The sequence below is a fragment of the Roseovarius ramblicola genome (assembly GCF_042430665.1).
Classification (GTDB): Bacteria; Pseudomonadota; Alphaproteobacteria; order Rhodobacterales; family Rhodobacteraceae; genus Roseovarius; species Roseovarius ramblicola.
Map to the genome: position 1 here is coordinate 1 of NZ_JBHMEC010000014.1, position 15038 is coordinate 15038.

The 15038-nt window shown below is 65.3% G+C and carries 16 protein-coding genes and 1 tRNA gene; 12 read left to right on the forward strand and 5 right to left on the reverse strand.

What is annotated here, in order from left to right:
* Positions 1-32 precede the first annotated feature (32 nt).
* A complete protein-coding gene (locus ACFFU4_RS08405) occupies positions 33-1025 on the reverse strand; it encodes an IS110 family RNA-guided transposase (RefSeq protein ID WP_377069011.1) in 993 nt (330 codons plus the stop codon).
* A 455-nt stretch (positions 1026-1480) separates the two neighbouring features.
* Positions 1481-1570 (reverse strand) — tRNA-Ser (locus tag ACFFU4_RS08410).
* Positions 1571-1695: 125 nt separating this feature from the next.
* Between ACFFU4_RS08410 and ACFFU4_RS08415 the strand changes: the two genes are divergently transcribed.
* The 12 genes from ACFFU4_RS08415 to ACFFU4_RS08470 all read left to right on the forward strand — a co-directional run bounded on the left by ACFFU4_RS08415 (position 1696) and on the right by ACFFU4_RS08470 (position 12367).
* The gene (locus ACFFU4_RS08415) at positions 1696-2544 is read left to right on the forward strand and encodes a DUF2059 domain-containing protein (protein WP_377069013.1); all 849 of its coding nucleotides are present in this window, start codon (positions 1696-1698) and stop codon (positions 2542-2544) included.
* A gap of 183 nt (positions 2545-2727) precedes the next feature.
* Positions 2728-3390: a 50S ribosomal protein L21 gene (locus ACFFU4_RS08420; RefSeq protein WP_377069015.1), complete on the forward strand. Its 663-nt coding sequence runs from the start codon at positions 2728-2730 to the stop codon at positions 3388-3390.
* An 11-nt stretch (positions 3391-3401) separates the two neighbouring features.
* A complete protein-coding gene (rpmA, locus tag ACFFU4_RS08425; protein WP_377069017.1) occupies positions 3402-3671 on the forward strand; it encodes a 50S ribosomal protein L27 in 270 nt (89 codons plus the stop codon).
* 190 nt (positions 3672-3861) lie between these two features.
* Positions 3862-4401 carry a GNAT family N-acetyltransferase gene (locus ACFFU4_RS08430; protein WP_377069019.1) on the forward strand — a complete coding sequence of 180 codons (540 nt, stop codon included), beginning with the start codon at positions 3862-3864 and terminating at the stop codon, positions 4399-4401.
* Positions 4402-4438: 37 nt separating this feature from the next.
* Positions 4439-5482, forward strand: a complete 1044-nt coding sequence (gene obgE, locus ACFFU4_RS08435) for a GTPase ObgE (protein WP_377069021.1) — start codon at positions 4439-4441, stop codon at positions 5480-5482.
* The gene (proB, locus tag ACFFU4_RS08440) at positions 5470-6576 is read left to right on the forward strand and encodes a glutamate 5-kinase (protein ID WP_377069023.1); all 1107 of its coding nucleotides are present in this window, start codon (positions 5470-5472) and stop codon (positions 6574-6576) included. The genes obgE and proB overlap by 13 nt, the downstream gene beginning before the upstream one ends.
* 373 nt (positions 6577-6949) lie before the next feature.
* Entirely contained in the window at positions 6950-7402 is a 453-nt protein-coding gene (locus ACFFU4_RS08445; protein ID WP_377069024.1) for a c-type cytochrome, read from the forward strand.
* Positions 7403-7417: 15 nt separating this feature from the next.
* Positions 7418-8782: a cbb3-type cytochrome c oxidase subunit I gene (locus ACFFU4_RS08450; RefSeq protein WP_377069026.1), complete on the forward strand. Its 1365-nt coding sequence runs from the start codon at positions 7418-7420 to the stop codon at positions 8780-8782.
* Positions 8783-8787: 5 nt separating this feature from the next.
* Positions 8788-9600, forward strand: coding sequence for a CbbQ/NirQ/NorQ/GpvN family protein (locus ACFFU4_RS08455; RefSeq protein WP_377069028.1), 813 nt, complete (start codon positions 8788-8790; stop codon positions 9598-9600).
* Positions 9601-9609: 9 nt separating this feature from the next.
* Entirely contained in the window at positions 9610-11547 is a 1938-nt protein-coding gene (locus tag ACFFU4_RS08460) for a nitric oxide reductase activation protein NorD (RefSeq protein ID WP_377069030.1), read from the forward strand.
* Positions 11544-12092 carry a cytochrome c oxidase subunit 3 gene (locus tag ACFFU4_RS08465; protein ID WP_377069032.1) on the forward strand — a complete coding sequence of 183 codons (549 nt, stop codon included), beginning with the start codon at positions 11544-11546 and terminating at the stop codon, positions 12090-12092. The genes ACFFU4_RS08460 and ACFFU4_RS08465 overlap by 4 nt, the downstream gene beginning before the upstream one ends.
* A gap of 5 nt (positions 12093-12097) precedes the next feature.
* A complete protein-coding gene (locus ACFFU4_RS08470; protein WP_377069034.1) occupies positions 12098-12367 on the forward strand; it encodes a nitric oxide reductase F protein in 270 nt (89 codons plus the stop codon).
* Between the two features lie 7 nt (positions 12368-12374).
* Here ACFFU4_RS08470 and ACFFU4_RS08475 read toward each other — a convergent pair whose 3' ends face one another.
* The 3 genes from ACFFU4_RS08475 to ACFFU4_RS08485 form a co-directional block, all read right to left on the reverse strand.
* The gene (locus ACFFU4_RS08475; RefSeq protein WP_377069036.1) at positions 12375-12950 is read right to left on the reverse strand and encodes a DUF4202 domain-containing protein; all 576 of its coding nucleotides are present in this window, start codon (positions 12948-12950) and stop codon (positions 12375-12377) included.
* Positions 12932-13639: a Crp/Fnr family transcriptional regulator gene (locus ACFFU4_RS08480; RefSeq protein WP_377069038.1), complete on the reverse strand. Its 708-nt coding sequence runs from the start codon at positions 13637-13639 to the stop codon at positions 12932-12934. The genes ACFFU4_RS08475 and ACFFU4_RS08480 overlap by 19 nt, the downstream gene beginning before the upstream one ends.
* Positions 13640-13828: 189 nt before the next feature.
* Complete coding sequence (locus ACFFU4_RS08485; RefSeq protein ID WP_377069040.1) at positions 13829-15034, reverse strand: efflux RND transporter periplasmic adaptor subunit; 1206 nt, start codon at positions 15032-15034, stop codon at positions 13829-13831.
* Positions 15035-15038 lie beyond the last annotated feature (4 nt).

Here is a 15038-nt window from a genome sequence, read left to right on the forward strand (position 1 = left end):
TCGTCGAAGATCAGCAGACTGCAAATCGTAGCTTATGTCAGTGTCCGAATTTCGGGGGGTAGCTCAGTTGCGACGGCGGCCTTCTTGAAGCCTTTGCGCGCGCTGAGCCGGATCGCCCAGGATTTGAGAGGTGAGAACCGTCTGACCTGCGTCATCAAGGACGTGGCAGCAGATACAAGCAGACGTCGCATCTCGGCATCTCCGCATTTGGAGATACGGCCTGATCTGTCGATCTCGCCCGATTGGTATCGTCGTGGCGTCAGTCCCAGGAACGCGCCGACATCGCTCGATCGGCGGAACCTGCTCGCATCGTCCACTGTCGCGATGAAGTTGAGTGCCACGAGGGGGCCGACGCCCGGCACTGTCATGAGGCGACATGCCAATGTATTTTGCTTGGCAATATGCATCAGTTCATCGGCCAGGGCTTCCGCCGAGGCGCAAAGCGTCTTGTGGATGGGTATCATGGTCTGTGCCAGAAGCCCCAGCATCGGATCGCAGGCTCCAGCCTCGGCGAGTTGGTCTCGGAACCCTTGGCGATGATGCGCGCGTAGAACGGGCCCCATGCGGATGCCGAAGGTTTTGAGGACACCGCGGATATGGGCCGCGAGATCCTTGCGCATGCGGATCAGTCGTTCTCGCGCACCCACCAGCGCCCGCACTCGGTCAGAGGCTTCGCTACGAATATGGACTTCCGTGAACCAGCCGGTCCGGGACAACTGCGCCAGACCCTCCGCGTCCGCTTTGTCCGACTTGTTGAGGCGCGCAGACAGGGCCTTATGCGCCATACGAGCGTCGATGCAGATGATCGGGACCCCGCGCTTCTCAAGCTCACGCGTTAGCCAGGTGGCGAGTATCCCGCTTTCATGCACGACGCGTTCCGCATCAGAAACTTCCCGGGAAAGATGGTCGGCGATGACATCCGGGTCCGTCGGCAGGATCGCACGTTTCACAACCGATCCCTGCTCATCCACAACGCAGACCGAAACCTCTTTCAATGAAACGTCAAGACCAACATAATGGCTCATGGTCGTTCTCCTCACGGCTTTTGATTGGTGAGGCTGATCTTATCAGACCTCGTTCGCCCGAGGAGAGCGACCGCCGCGATCACACCATGTCATTCGTTTGCCTCGCGGCGAAGGTCGGCTCCCCGCCCTTCGTGTCGAACGCCGACATGCTTTGCGCTGCAGCATCTGCCCGGTCTCAGGCGATTAGCGAACGTTCGATTTCCGTTCCCTCTCACCGAAAACGACTGATATCGAAGTGTTCAGGTTGACGCATTGAAAAATGCACCTCTGGCCAATGAGTTACGAGCCATTCACCAAAACGACGCAGTCATGAGGTCTGGAGAATATCGACTGTGAGAGACCGCTTCCGGGCCTCCTGGCGTCCGAGCTGGTGCTCAGCCCTTGCCGTATAACCCTCGAAAACAACGGAAAATCCGGCCGCAGCCGGATCGGGAGAACGCTTTCGCGGGGGCAAGTGGCGGAGAGACAGGGATTCGAACCCTGGGACCCCGTGAAGGGTCAACGGTTTTCGAGACCGCCCCGTTCGACCACTCCGGCACCTCTCCGCGGGGGTCTGGAGCGTCCGTTTAATTGGCTTTGTCGGGCGGGGCAAGGGGGTTTGAGCTTGTTTCGCGCGCGAATTTCCATAGGCTCCGCGTGATCCGACTTGGCACGAGGGGAGGACGGGAACATGACGTGGCGGAACGAGGTTGCACGGCTGCGGGGCCTTGTTGCGGTGCTCGTCAGTGCCGCGTTTGTCGCCTCCGTTTTCGTCGCTCCGGCCCGCGCCACCGAGCGTGACCGGCTCGTGGCCTTCCTCGAAGTGACGGGCTTTGGTGTGGCGATCGACAGCATCGCGCAAACCGCAGAGGATGCGCCCGCGATGATCGGCATGACGCCGCAGGATTTCGGGCCGGCCTGGTCGCGGATCGCCGGCGAGGTTTTCGACAGCGCGCTGATGCGCGATATGGCGCTCGACATGCTCGAGGAGACACTCGATGTCGGGATGCTGGGCCACGCCGCGGCCTTTTACGCCTCGGATCTCGGGCAACGGTTGGTGGAGGTGGAGAACGCCAGCCATATGCAGCGCACCGACGAGGACGCGCGCGAAGAGGCCGAGGCGCGCGCCGCCGCGTTGCCGCCCGAGCGCCGCGCCGCGCTCGCTCGGATGAACGCGGCGATCGACGCCGGGGGCATGATCGAGCGTGCGATGCGCGAGATACAGGTCCGTTTTCTTCTGGCCGCCGCCGATGCGGGGCTGACAGAAGATGATTTCGATGCCGACATGCTGCGCCGCCTGCTGACGCAGGGGGCCGGGGAGGCGCGCGCCGAGATGCGCGAAGCGGCGCTTGTGAGCGCCGCGCGGACCTATCGCAGCCTGCCCACAGATGACCTGCGTGCCTATGCGCTTGCTCTCGAACATCCGGTGATGGCGCGTGTCTACGAACTGATGAACGCCGTGCAATTCGAGATCATGGCCAACCGCTTCGAGGCGCTGGCCACCCGGCTGGGCGAGGTGCCGCCCGCACGCGACCTGTGAGCCGGTGCACGCACGGCTCTTGACACCGCCGCGCCACTGACGCATACGGGCGCGACCGGCGGGCAGACCTGCCGGTTTTGCATTTGAATGACCCCCCCGAGGGGCGCTGTCCGAGGTGGGTACCAGGCCCGCAACACCCGCCATGCCGGGGGCCACAGGACGCGGAGCGAGAAGGAAAGAGCCATGTTTGCGGTCCTCAAGACCGGCGGCAAGCAGTACAAGGTGCAGTCGGGCGACCTGCTGCGTGTTGAAAAGCTTGCGGCGGATGCCGGTGAGAAAGTGCAGTTCAACGAGATTCTCATGCTGGGCGGTGACAGCCCGGTGGTGGGCGCGCCGCTGGTCGACGGGGCCGCGGTTCAGGCCGAGGTGATCGACCAGGTCAAGGGCGACAAGGTCATCAACTTCGTCAAGCGCCGCCGCAAGCACGGCTCGCAGCGCACCCGTGGGCACCGCCAGAAGCTGACGCTGCTGCGCGTGACCGAGATTCTGGACAAGGGTGCCGACAAGACCGGCGTCAAGGCCGCGATCGGCGCGGGATCGGTGGCTGGTGTGGCCGTGGCTGCCGCCGAGGCGAAGAAACCCGCCAAGGCCAAGCCTGCCGCCAAGGCCAAGCCCGCTGCCAAGACCAAGGCCGAAGCGCCCGCAGGCAGCGACGATCTCAAGAAGCTGTCGGGCGTCGGTCCCGCGCTGGAGAAGAAGCTTGTCGAGGCGGGCGTGACCACCTTCGCGCAGATCGCCGCCTGGACCGAGGCGGATGTCGCCGAGATGGATGAGAAACTGTCGTTCAAGGGCCGGATCGAGCGCGAAGGCTGGGTCGAGCAGGCCAAAGATCTGACCAAGGGCTGAGGAGAGACGAGATGGCACACAAGAAGGCAGGCGGGTCATCCCGCAACGGTCGCGATTCGGCGGGTCGTCGTCTCGGCGTCAAGAAATACGGCGGCGAGGCCGTGATATCCGGCAACATCATCGTGCGTCAGCGCGGCAACAAGTTCTGGCCGGGCAACGGCGTGGGGCAGGGCAAGGATCACACGATCTTTGCCGTGACCGAGGGTGCCGTGACCTTCCACAAGGGCCTCAAGGGCCGCACCTTCATTTCGGTGCTGCCAGTGGCGGAGGCCGCCGAGTAAGCCGGACCCGGGATATGTCAGGAACATGAGGGGGACCGGCACGCGCCGGTCCCTTCTTCGTTTCCGGGGAGCCGATCGGTCAAGTCGTCGTCACTTTCTGGTGCGGAGTGGTCCGGCAGCCTTGCGGCAGAGGGGCGTGTCCCCAATTTGAAGTGCGGGGGCTGTGCCCATCATGCGAAAGGAGGAGCGCATGACTTTCGAGACGGTGATCGACCAGCCGGTGATCGCGGCGGACCGGTTCGACCTGAGGCCGCTGCGCGCGTCCGATGCCGGGCTGATCGCGCATAACGCGGGTGACGAACGAGTGGCACGCGCCACGGCCAACATCCCGCATCCCTATCCGCCCGGTGCCGCCGAGGCGCTCATTGCGCGCGCGCAGGCCGCGGACCGGGCCGAGGATATCTGGGCCATCGACGGCAACCGTGCGGGCGGCTCCGAGGTGATGGGCCTCATCGGGCTTACCCGGGTGGACGAGGGCCAGTCCGAGATCGCCTATTGGGTCGCGCCGGCATGGTGGAACACCGGTATCGCGTCGGCGGCGGTCGAGGCCATCCTCGCGGCCAACCCGCACGCCGCGCGGACCGTCTTTGCCAGTGTCTTTCAGGACAACGCCGCTTCGGCGCGGGTCTTGACGAATTGCGGCTTTCAGTATCTTGGGGATGCCGAGAGCTACTGCGTCGCGCGTGGGGCCAACGTGCCCACATGGACTTACAGCCGCCGGATGGGCTAGGGCCGCGCGTGGCAAGCGGCGCGCGAAAGGATCTGCAATGAAATTCCTCGACCTGGCGAAGGTGTATATCCGCTCCGGAGCGGGCGGCGCGGGTTGCGTCAGCTTCCGGCGCGAGAAATATATCGAATTCGGCGGCCCCGATGGCGGCGATGGCGGCCATGGCGGCTCGGTCGTGGTCGAGGCAGTGGACGGGCTCAACACGCTCATAGACTTCCGCTACCAGCAGCATTTTTTCGCCGATGACGGGCGGCCCGGGCAGGGGCGCCAGCGCACCGGTGCCAGCGGCGGCGATATCGTGCTGCGGGTGCCCGCGGGTACCGAGATCCTCGAGGAGGATGGTGAGACGGTGATCGCCGACATGACCGAGGTGGGCCAGCGCGTCGAACTGGCCCACGGCGGCAACGGCGGCTGGGGCAACTTGCGGTTCAAGACCTCCACCAACCAGGCTCCGCGCCGCGCCAATCCCGGTCAGCCCGGCGTCGAGCGCACGATCTGGCTGCGGCTCAAGCTCATCGCCGATGTGGGTCTTCTTGGTCTGCCCAATGCGGGCAAGTCCACCTTTCTGGCCGCCACCTCGAACGCCCGGCCCAAGGTGGCCGATTACCCGTTCACCACGCTGCACCCCAATCTCGGGGTCGTCGGGATCGACGGTGCGGAATTCGTGGTGGCCGACATCCCCGGCCTGATCGAGGGTGCGTCCGAAGGGCGGGGGCTGGGCGATCTGTTCCTCGGCCATGTCGAGCGCTGCGCCGCGTTGTTGCACCTCGTTGATGGCAGTTCCGGCGACCCGATGGCCGATTGGCGCACCATCGTGGACGAGATCGGCGCTTATGACGCGGGTCTCGCGGACAAGCCGCGCCTGACCGTGCTGACCAAGATCGACACGCTAGACAACGAGGAGCGTGCCTTTCTGCGGGATGAGTTGCAGGCGGTCGCGGGGGGCGAGGTGATGCTCATGTCGGCGGTGTCGGGCGAGGGCGTGCCCGAGGTGCTGCGCACGCTGCGCGCGCAGATCGGAGCGCGCCGCGCCCGCGCCCGCCGCGAGGAGGTCAGCGAAGAGGACGCCCCGTGGCAACCCTGAGCGACGCGGCCCGCGTGGTGGTCAAGATCGGTTCGGCGCTTCTGGTGAACCGGACCTCCGGCGATCTGCGGGCCGAATGGCTCGCCTCGCTCGCCGCCGACGTCGCGGACCTGCGTGCGCGGGGGGCGGATGTGCTGCTGGTGTCGTCGGGTTCCATCGCGCTGGGCCGCGGGATGCTGGGCCTGCCTGCCACTACCCTCACGCTGGAACAGAGCCAGGCGGCGGCGGCGGTCGGCCAGATCCGCCTCGCGGGGGCCTACGAGGCAGCGCTGGCGGCACATGGTCTGCGGGCCGCGCAGGTTCTGGTGACGCTCGAGGACAGCGAGAACCGCCGCCGCTATCTGAACTCCCGCGCCACGCTCGATCAGCTTTTGCGCCTCGGGGTGGTGCCTATCGTGAATGAAAACGACACCGTCGCCACGGACGAGATCCGCTATGGCGACAACGACCGGCTGGCCGCGCAGGTGGCGGTGACGGCGGGGGCGGACCTGCTGGTGCTGCTGTCGGACGTGGACGGGCTCTATACCGCCAACCCGCAGACCGACCCGGGCGCGCGTCACATCCCGCAAGTGGCCGAGATCACGCCCGGGATCGCGGCGATGGCCGGGGATGCGGGATCGGGCTTCGCCAAGGGCGGCATGAAGACCAAGCTGATGGCCGCGCGCACCGCGACCGCCGGGGGCTGCGCGCTGGCGATCACCCGCGGCGACGTGGTGCGTCCGCTCGCAGCCCTCGGGGCGGGCGCGCGCGCCACATGGTTCGCCGCGCAGGGCGACCCGCAGCAGAAGCGCAAGGCCTGGATCGCGGCGATGAAACCGCGCGGGCGCATCATCATCGACGCGGGTGCCGCGCAGGCGCTGTCGCGTGGCAGCAGCCTCTTGCCCGCCGGGGTGAGCGCAATCTCCGGCCCCTTCGGTCGTGGCGACCCGGTGGAACTTGCCGACGAGGCGGGCCGCGTGCTGGGGCAGGGGCTGACGCGCTACGACAGCGGCGATGCCGACCGCATCAAGCGCCTGCGCCTCGATCAGATCGAGGCGCTGCTGGGCCATCCGCCGCGCGGGCCGCTCATCCACCGCGACGACATGGCGATCTGAGCGGGGCAGGTTTGGCCTCTTTCTGCCAGCCGGTGCCTGGCCCCGGCGCGGAGTCCAGGCCGAAGCCCGCCACGCCATCGGTCGTGCCGAAGGCATGCTTGCGGCATGACGTGCCTCCCGGACTGGCGATTTCGCAAGTTTATGGACCGTTTGGCCGTTATGCGGATGCCGGGATATAACGGCGTCGCCCGATCGACGGAGCGCCGCTCGCGGACGGGCGCTCACGCGGCTCACTTGGATGACCGGTTCAGGTCAAACCCGCCACGTTCATCCTGCACTCAAAACCCGCGCCAGCGTTGACAATAGTCAAGGAGCACGCCGCCTCCGCGGCGCACAGTCCCGCCACACGCATCCACGCGCAAAGGAGATCATCATGCGCGAAGTCATGACCAAGAGCATGGCCCGAAACATCTTCTACGGCGGGTCACTGTTCTTCATCATCATCTTCGTGGGTCTGTCGGTACATTCGCACCGCTACATCGTGACCACCTCGACCAATGCCGAGACGCTGACCGAAAGCGTCGCCCTCGGCAAGAAGGTCTGGGAGGACAAGACCTGCATCAACTGTCATTCGATCCTCGGCGAGGGGGCATATTTCGCGCCCGAACTGGGAAATGTCACCACCCGCTGGGGCGTCGCCGACGACCCGGAAGGCGCCTACGAGATGCTCGACGGCTGGATCAAGGCGCAGCCAAGCGGCATCGAGGGCCGCCGCCAGATGCCCTATTTCGAGCTGACCGAGGAGGAGACGCGCGGCCTCGCCGATTTCCTTCGCTGGGTCGATTCCATCGACGCACAGGGCTGGCCGCCCAACGACGCGGGCTGAGAAAGGACCGGACCAATGAAATACGAAACACAGAAGATCGCGCTGGCCTATTTCTCGGTGGCGCTGGCGCTGTTCCTCATTCAGATCATCGGCGGGTTGCTGGTGGGCTGGGTCTATGTCAGCCCCAATTTCCTGTCGGAACTGGTGCCGTTCAGCACGCTGCGGATGCTGCACACCAACTCGCTCATCGTCTGGCTGCTGCTGGGCTTTTTCGGTGCCGCCTATTTCCTGATACCGGAAGAGGCCGAGCGCGAGATCCATTCGACCAAACTCGCCTATCTGCAACTGATCATCCTCGTGGTCGGCACGCTGGGTGTGGTGGTGACCTATCTCTTCAACCTGTTCGAGGGGCACTGGCTTTTGGGCAAGGAGGGGCGTGAGTTCATCGAACAGCCCGTCTGGGTCAAGATCGGTATCGTCGTGGCAGCGCTGATCTTTCTCTACAACGTCTCCATGACGGTGCTGAAAGGGCGCAAGACGGCGATTTCCAACATCCTGCTGCTGGGTCTCTGGGGGCTCGCGCTTCTGTTCCTCTTCGCCTTCTACAACCCGCATAACCTCGCGCTCGACAAGCAATACTGGTGGTATATCGTCCATCTCTGGGTCGAGGGTGTGTGGGAACTCATCATGGCGTCGATCCTCGCCTTCCTGATGCTCAAGCTGACCGGGGTGGACCGTGAGGTGGTGGAGAAATGGCTCTATGTCATCGTTGCCGCCGCTCTCTTCTCGGGCATCCTCGGCACCGGCCACCACTATTTCTGGATCGGCACACCGGGCTACTGGCAGTGGATCGGCTCGATCTTCTCCTCGCTCGAGGTGGTGCCGTTCTTCGCGATGATGGCCTTTGCCTTCGTCATGGTCTGGAAGGGGCGGCGCGATCACCCCAACAAGGCCGCTTTGCTGTGGTCTCTGGGCTGCGCCACGCTGGCCTTCTTCGGTGCCGGGGTCTGGGGCTTTCTGCACACGCTGCACGGGGTCAACTACTACACCCACGGCACGCAGATCACCGCCGCGCATGGCCACCTGGCCTTTTACGGTGCCTATGTCTGCCTGAATATCGCGATCTTCACCTATGCGCTGCCGATCCTGCGGGGCCGCGATCCCTATAATCAGGTGCTCAACATGGCGGCGTTCTGGCTGATGTCGGGCGGTATGGTCTTCATGACCTTCACCCTGACGTTCGCGGGCACGATCCAGACCCATCTGCAACGCGTGATGGGCCAGTATTACATGGAGGTGCAGGACCAGATCGCGCTCTTCTACTGGATGCGCTTCGGCGCGGGTGTGGTGGTGTTCCTCGGCGTGCTGCTGCTGATCTATTCGCTGGCGATGCCCCGCCGCGAGATCATCTCGGCCGAACCCTCGGTTGCAGCGGAGTGAGCGACATGGACGGAAACTTGACCCTGAAACAGGGGGGGGCGGCAGACGCCCCCTTCTACCTCGCGCAAGGCGGCGAATGCGCGCTCTTCGAGGCGGCGAGCGCGAATGACCTGCCGGTCCTGCTCAAGGGGCCGACGGGCTGCGGCAAGACCCGGTTCGTGGCGCATATGGCCGCAAAGTTGGGTCGCCCGCTCTATACCGTGGCCTGTCACGATGATCTCTCGGCGGCCGACCTGATCGGGCGTTACCTGCTCAAGGGTGGCGAAACCGTCTGGGTCGACGGGCCGCTGACCCGCGCGGTGCGCGAGGGCGCGATCTGCTATCTCGACGAGGTGGTGGAGGCGCGCAAGGATGTGACCGTGGTGCTGCACCCGCTGACCGATGACCGCCGCATCCTGCCCATCGACCGCACCGGCGAGGAATTGGAGGCTGCGCCCGGCTTCATGCTCGTGGCCTCTTACAACCCGGGCTATCAGAATATCCTGAAAACCCTGAAACCTTCCACGCGGCAACGCTTCGTCGCGATGGAGTTCGACTTTCCCGCCCCCGATCTGGAAGCCCGGATCGTGGCCCTCGAATCCGGCCTGTCGGAGGAGCGTGCCGCCGCCCTCGTGCGCCTTGCCGGAAAACTCCGCGCCCTCAAGGGGCAGGATCTGGAGGAGGGGGTCTCGACCCGCCTCGTCATCTACGCCGCGAGTCTCATCGTCACGGGGATGCCTATCGAGCGCGCCATCGAGGCGGCGATGATCCAGCCCCTGACCGATGACGCGGATATCAAACGCGGGCTCCTCGATCTCGTGACGGTCGTCTTTGGGTGAGGCATGGCCATGACCGGGATCGACATCGAGCCATGGGAACCCGAAGAAACCATCGGGAAACTGTGGCACGTTTTTGCCAGTCGCCTCGATGCACCGCTTGTGCATCACGGAGCCGCGGTTGATCTTTCCGAGGTCAGCGGGCGGCTGGCAGTCTTTTTTCGCGGGCTGGGGGGCGCGCAGTCTGTCGAGATCCGCGCCGTCTCGCCGGAGGTGTCCCGCCACCGCCTGCGCTTTCTGCGCCGGCTTGGCACCGAGGCGGAACTGACCCCGCGCGCCAGCTTTGACGGCGAGGTGCTGCGCCTGCCCGAGCGCCTGACGCTGTTTCCAACGCGCGAGGCCAATGGCGCGCTCTATCTCTGGCTGGCGGCGGCGGTGGCCCATGCGCCCGCGCATCTGACCGACCCCGACCCGCTGTGCGCCGATCTGCTGTCCTTGCGCGCCGCACAAGCGATGACCCGCGCCGCGCTGGCCGCGGCCCCGGGGCTGCGCGACCTCTATACCGGGCTTTGCTCGGCCACGCTGCACTACCGCCCTTCCAATGGCCTGCCGCGCCATGAGGCCGCCATCGAGGCGCTGATCCGGCACCTGCTGGGCGATCCCGCGCCACTCTCGGACCGCGGTCAAGCGTTCAAGACTGTGCTCGACACCGGCGACCTCAGCACCCTCACGGCCCCGCGCGGCTATCGCCCTTACCGGCCCGTCGCGCTCTGGCCCGACCTGCGCGAATTGATCCTCTCGGCGCGGGACGAGGTCGAGAGCCGCGATACCGACGGCCCGCCCGAAGAGGGCTCTGAGAAGACCCACCGTGCACGCCGCCGCAAGGCCGATCAGGCCGAGCGCCGCGACAGCCTGATCCTGCACAAGTTCGAGGCGATCCTGAGTTGGGCCGAGTTTCTCAACCTCAATCGTCGGGTGGATGACGATGACCCTGATTCAGCAAAGAAAGCCGCCGAAGATCAGGAGGAGATCGGCCTCGGGCAAATCTCCAAGGCTCCGGCCACAAAGTTAAAGCTTCACCTTGACCTTGCCCCCGAGGATGTGGACCGCGAGCGCCTCTCGGGCGTCACGCTCTATCCCGAATGGGACACGCGCATCGGAGCCTACCTGCCTGATCATGTGCGCGTCTTCGACAGTCTTGCGGAGCCGGTGGAGTGCGTCCCTGCCTTTCGCGAAGACCCCCGTGCGGCGCGCCGCATCACCCAAGTCAGACGCCAGTTCGAGGCGCTGCGCCCCGGGCGCGTGTCGATCCCCGGCCAGCTTGACGGGGACGAGCTGGACATGGAGGCGGCGGTGCGCGCGCGGGTCGATATTCTGGCCAATGGCGCGGGTTCCAACCGGATCTGGAGGCAGACCCGACCCATTGCCCGCGACTTGGCGGTGTCGATCCTGCTCGATGTCAGCCGCTCGACCGAGAGCGCCGTGGGCGACCGCGCGGTGATCGACATCGAGCGCGAGGCGTTGGCAGCGCTGGCCTGGGGACTTGATGCCTGTGGCGACGATTTCGCCATTCATGCCTTTTCCTCGCTCAAGCGCGACCGCGTCTATATCCAGACCTGCAAGGATTTCGCCGAGCCGATGACCGGTAGGATTGAGCAGCGCATCGCGGGCCTGCGTCCCGGCTTCTACACCCGCCTCGGGGCCGCTGTCCGCCATGCCTCGGCCGATCTGGCCCGACAGGGGCGCAAGCGCCGCCTGCTGCTCGTCATCACCGACGGCAAGCCCAACGATCTGGATCATTACGAAGGTCGCCACGGTATCGAGGATACCGCCATGGCGGTGCGCGAGGCACGGCGCGCGGGGCAGTCGGTCTTTGGCATCACCGTCGACAAGCAGGCCAAGGCCTGGTTCGCGCGGATGTTCGGGCAGGGCGGCTTTCACGTCATCCCGCACCCCGAACGCCTGACCGAAGCCTTGCCGATGATCTACCGCGAACTGGTGGGCGCGTGAGCGACGGGAGCGTGTTCGACGAGTTGCCCGGCGATCTGATGATCTGGGTGCTGATCGTCAGCGAGTTGCTGGTGTTCGGTGCCGGGCTGGCGGCATTCCTTGCCGTGCGTGTCAGTGACCCGGTGGGCTTTGCCGTGGCACAGGATGCACTCTACCGCACCGGGGCAGGGCTCAATACCGTGGTGCTGATCACCTCGGGCGCGCTTGCCGCTTGGGCGCTGCGCCTGCGCGAGGGCGCGCGGCGGGGCGCGGCGCGCCTCGCGCTGGTTGGCGCGGCCCTGCTGGGTGTGGTGTTCCTGACCGTGAAATTCATCGAATACGCGGGCAAGGCGGCGGATGGTATTGCGTGGGACACGCACCCGTTCTTTACCTTTTACTACCTGCTGACCGGGTTTCACGCGGCGCATGTGGTGGCGGGGGTGGTGGTCCTGCTGCTGATCGCGTGGCAGGACACGGCCCGCAATATCGAGGCCGGGGCGGCGTTCTGGCACATGGTCGATCTGGTCTGGGTGCTGCTCTTTCCGGTCATCTACCTGCTGCGGTGAAGGTTATGCACCGCGATCCCCTCTTGCGCGCATGGGGCGCGCTCATCGGTCTCAGCCTCGGCTCGACTGTCCTGTCGCTCTGGCACTGGCCGCCGCGGCTTGCCGCGCTGGCCGGGGCGCTCATCCTGACGCTGGGATGGCTCAAGGCGCGGGTGATCCTCGCGCGATATCTCGGCCTTGCCGCCGCCCCGTTCTGGCGGCGCGGGTTCAATCTTTCGCTGGCGCTGTTCTGTCTGTTGTTGCTCGGGCTCTATCTCTTGCCGCTGGCGGTGTGACGCCCGCTCAGACGCGAAAATGCGCCGCAAAGCCCTCTGGCAGGTCGAACTCTTGCAGCACCCGCGCGCGCCCCGCGTCCGACATCTTGCGCGCGGTTCTGGCCACGATGCGATCAAGTTTTTCAGGGTCTTGCGTGGGCGCGAACGGGGCGAAATACCACTTGAGAAAGGTGAAACAGATCACATCCTCCAGCGCCTGCACCTCCGCATCGCGCTTGATCCCTTCTTTTCTGATCATTTTTTCCGCTTTTTCAATATCTTGAATATTATACCCCGCCTTGCCCATGAGCTCGGCCACACGCGCCGCATGGTGTTTCGCGAGCTCCGTGCGCCATGTCAGATACCCGGCGCGCCCTTCGGGAAAATCCTTTCGTTTCAATACCCAGCGTTCGACATGCTGGCCCCGCGCAGCGATCTGCAACGGCTCCGATGCGTCGGGGAAGAGCCGCGCCAACTCTGCGCTCATCCGCTGCCCGTAAAGCTGCGCGGCGGGTTGTCCCTCGGTCCGGTCAGGATCATGCGCATTCGCATCATCAATGGCGGAAAGGCAGAATTCCAGCTTGTTCACAACACCTTGCTCCATGCGTCCGCCGGGTCCCTTCCGGCATATTCCTGTAGCGCCTTGACGTTCTCGATGGTGGCGTGATGGCGGGAGACATGCACTCCGACGGGCTTCAACTTGGCAAATGCCCGCGACAGGCTTTCGGGTTTCATGCCCAGACACCCCGCGATCAGAACCTTGTCATATGGCAGCTTCACCACGCAGGTTCCTGAACTGGAACTGCAAAGCCGGATCAGAAAGTCGGCGACCCGCTGCGCGCCGGTCTGCGACTTGATCTGCTCGACCTGGCCGACGAGGTCATGCAGGTGCTGGAAGGTCGAGGCGACGACCGCGATCGCCATCTCCGGCTCACGCTGCAGCATCGAGATAAACCGCCGCGCTGGTATCTGCAGCAGGGTGCAATCGGTCACCGCCTCCGCCGACACCGGGTAGGGCTTCAGCCGAAAGGCCACAGCCTCGCCAAAGCTGTGACCTCTGGTGAATACGTTGACCACCGTCTCGTTGCCGTTGGGCGCAATCCGGTAAAGCTTGACCCAGCCGTCCAGCACGACATGGACCACGGTCGCCTTCTCATCCTGCAGGAAAATCGTTTCGCCCCGCGCAAAGTGACGCGTAGATGCGTCGGTCAGCAAGGCTTCTGCAATCCTGTCCGGCAAGGGTCTCATCAACAGAGAGCTTCTTGCAATATCGAGGCCTTCGGATTTTTTCATGAGGATCAAGCCGCCGATTTGAGTGAACGCTGCCGGTCAACTGTTAACGCATCGGCCGCTCTCGGTCCATTGTCAGAAATCGGCAGGGGGCTGCGGGCCGACGCGTTGCGCCCCGGCAAGGCCGCCTGATCGTTCCGGTCCATGATCATGCGTCCGCATGGGCCGGGCCGGTATCGCTCGTATTGTGCATCAGTCTGCATTTCGCGGAACGACGGGGCTTCCATCCTCGATGCGTTCATTCGGATGAACCAGCACCTCATCGGAGGTCGAAAGCCCATCGAGAATTTCGGCGGACAGATCGTTCATGCGGCCGATTTCCACCGGGCGCAACCGGGCCATGCCACCGTCGGCGACGAAGACGGCCCAGTCGCCACCCTGCCGGAACAACGCGCTGAGCGGGACTTGCAGAATGTTCTCGCCTTCCCATTCGACCACCCGCAGATAGACGGCAAAGCCATGCCCGAGGGAGCGGCGCTGCGCGACAGGAGAGGTCAGGTCGAACACAACATCGACGCGCTGCTCCTCGATGCCGAGGGCCGATACCTTGGTATAGCCGGAGGGCTCGATCTTTGACACCTGCGCCTCCAGCACGCCGGCACCACCCCATCTCTCGACGATGGCCCGGTCGCCAACCTCGAGCCGCACGGCGTCGCTTGAAAGCACATCTGCGACGATTTCCAGATCATCTGGTGCCCCGATAGACAGCAGGCGGGCGCCCGCCGCGACCGGGCGTTCGCTGATGACCTCGATCTCCAGCACGCGACCGTCGGCCGGCGCGGTGATCCGCAGACAGCACGCCTCGGTCCTGCCGACTGTGCCGGTGGGCTCGATCAGCGCCGCGCGCGCCCGCTCCAGCGCGCCCATGGCCATTTCGAGGCTGGAAATCGCGGCCTGCTGCGCGGCCTGCCGCACACCAAGGCTCTGCTCGGCGTTTTCCAACCGGATCAGCGAGGCGACACCGCGCTCGACCAGTTCCTTGGCGCGCCGGTATTCGCTTTTGGCCAGTTCCAGTTCCTCCTGCGACTGGCGCAGGCGGCTGCGCGCCATGTGCAGGCCCGCCTTGGCCTCGCGCACGGCGGCCTCGGCCTGCACCCGGCTGCGCGGGTCGAGCGGGTCCGAGGCGGCCGGGTCGATCATGGCGACCACGGTCTCGCCCGCCGTTACCGGATCGCCCACCCGCACCGGCGAGCGGCGCGTCACGCCCCGGATGGGGGCGGCAACCTCGTAGATTTCGGCGATCCGCGTCTCGCCCACGACATCGATGGTGACCTGCATCGGCGCGCGCCGGACGGGGGCGGTATCCACCGGCACCGGCTCGGACCGGAAGGCGACGAGGCCCAGCATCCCCGCTGTCAGGACACCAAGGGCTGTGAGGATCACGGTTCTTGCTTTCATCGGC

What these genes read in the sequence shown, in the direction of transcription:
- ACFFU4_RS08405 (WP_377069011.1), bottom strand. Translation starts at nt 1,025, where the DNA reads ATGAGCCATTATGTTGGTCTTGACGTTTCATTGAAAGAGGTTTCGGTC.
- ACFFU4_RS08415 (WP_377069013.1), top strand. Translation starts at nt 1,696, where the DNA reads ATGACGTGGCGGAACGAGGTTGCACGGCTGCGGGGCCTTGTTGCGGTG.
- ACFFU4_RS08420 (WP_377069015.1), top strand. Translation starts at nt 2,728, where the DNA reads ATGTTTGCGGTCCTCAAGACCGGCGGCAAGCAGTACAAGGTGCAGTCG.
- rpmA (WP_377069017.1), top strand. Translation starts at nt 3,402, where the DNA reads ATGGCACACAAGAAGGCAGGCGGGTCATCCCGCAACGGTCGCGATTCG.
- ACFFU4_RS08430 (WP_377069019.1), top strand. Translation starts at nt 3,862, where the DNA reads ATGACTTTCGAGACGGTGATCGACCAGCCGGTGATCGCGGCGGACCGG.
- obgE (WP_377069021.1), top strand. Translation starts at nt 4,439, where the DNA reads ATGAAATTCCTCGACCTGGCGAAGGTGTATATCCGCTCCGGAGCGGGC.
- ACFFU4_RS08445 (WP_377069024.1), top strand. Translation starts at nt 6,950, where the DNA reads ATGCGCGAAGTCATGACCAAGAGCATGGCCCGAAACATCTTCTACGGC.
- ACFFU4_RS08450 (WP_377069026.1), top strand. Translation starts at nt 7,418, where the DNA reads ATGAAATACGAAACACAGAAGATCGCGCTGGCCTATTTCTCGGTGGCG.
- ACFFU4_RS08455 (WP_377069028.1), top strand. Translation starts at nt 8,788, where the DNA reads ATGGACGGAAACTTGACCCTGAAACAGGGGGGGGCGGCAGACGCCCCC.
- ACFFU4_RS08460 (WP_377069030.1), top strand. Translation starts at nt 9,610, where the DNA reads ATGACCGGGATCGACATCGAGCCATGGGAACCCGAAGAAACCATCGGG.
- ACFFU4_RS08470 (WP_377069034.1), top strand. Translation starts at nt 12,098, where the DNA reads ATGCACCGCGATCCCCTCTTGCGCGCATGGGGCGCGCTCATCGGTCTC.
- ACFFU4_RS08475 (WP_377069036.1), bottom strand. Translation starts at nt 12,950, where the DNA reads ATGGAGCAAGGTGTTGTGAACAAGCTGGAATTCTGCCTTTCCGCCATT.
- ACFFU4_RS08480 (WP_377069038.1), bottom strand. Translation starts at nt 13,639, where the DNA reads ATGAAAAAATCCGAAGGCCTCGATATTGCAAGAAGCTCTCTGTTGATG.
- ACFFU4_RS08485 (WP_377069040.1), bottom strand. Translation starts at nt 15,034, where the DNA reads ATGAAAGCAAGAACCGTGATCCTCACAGCCCTTGGTGTCCTGACAGCG.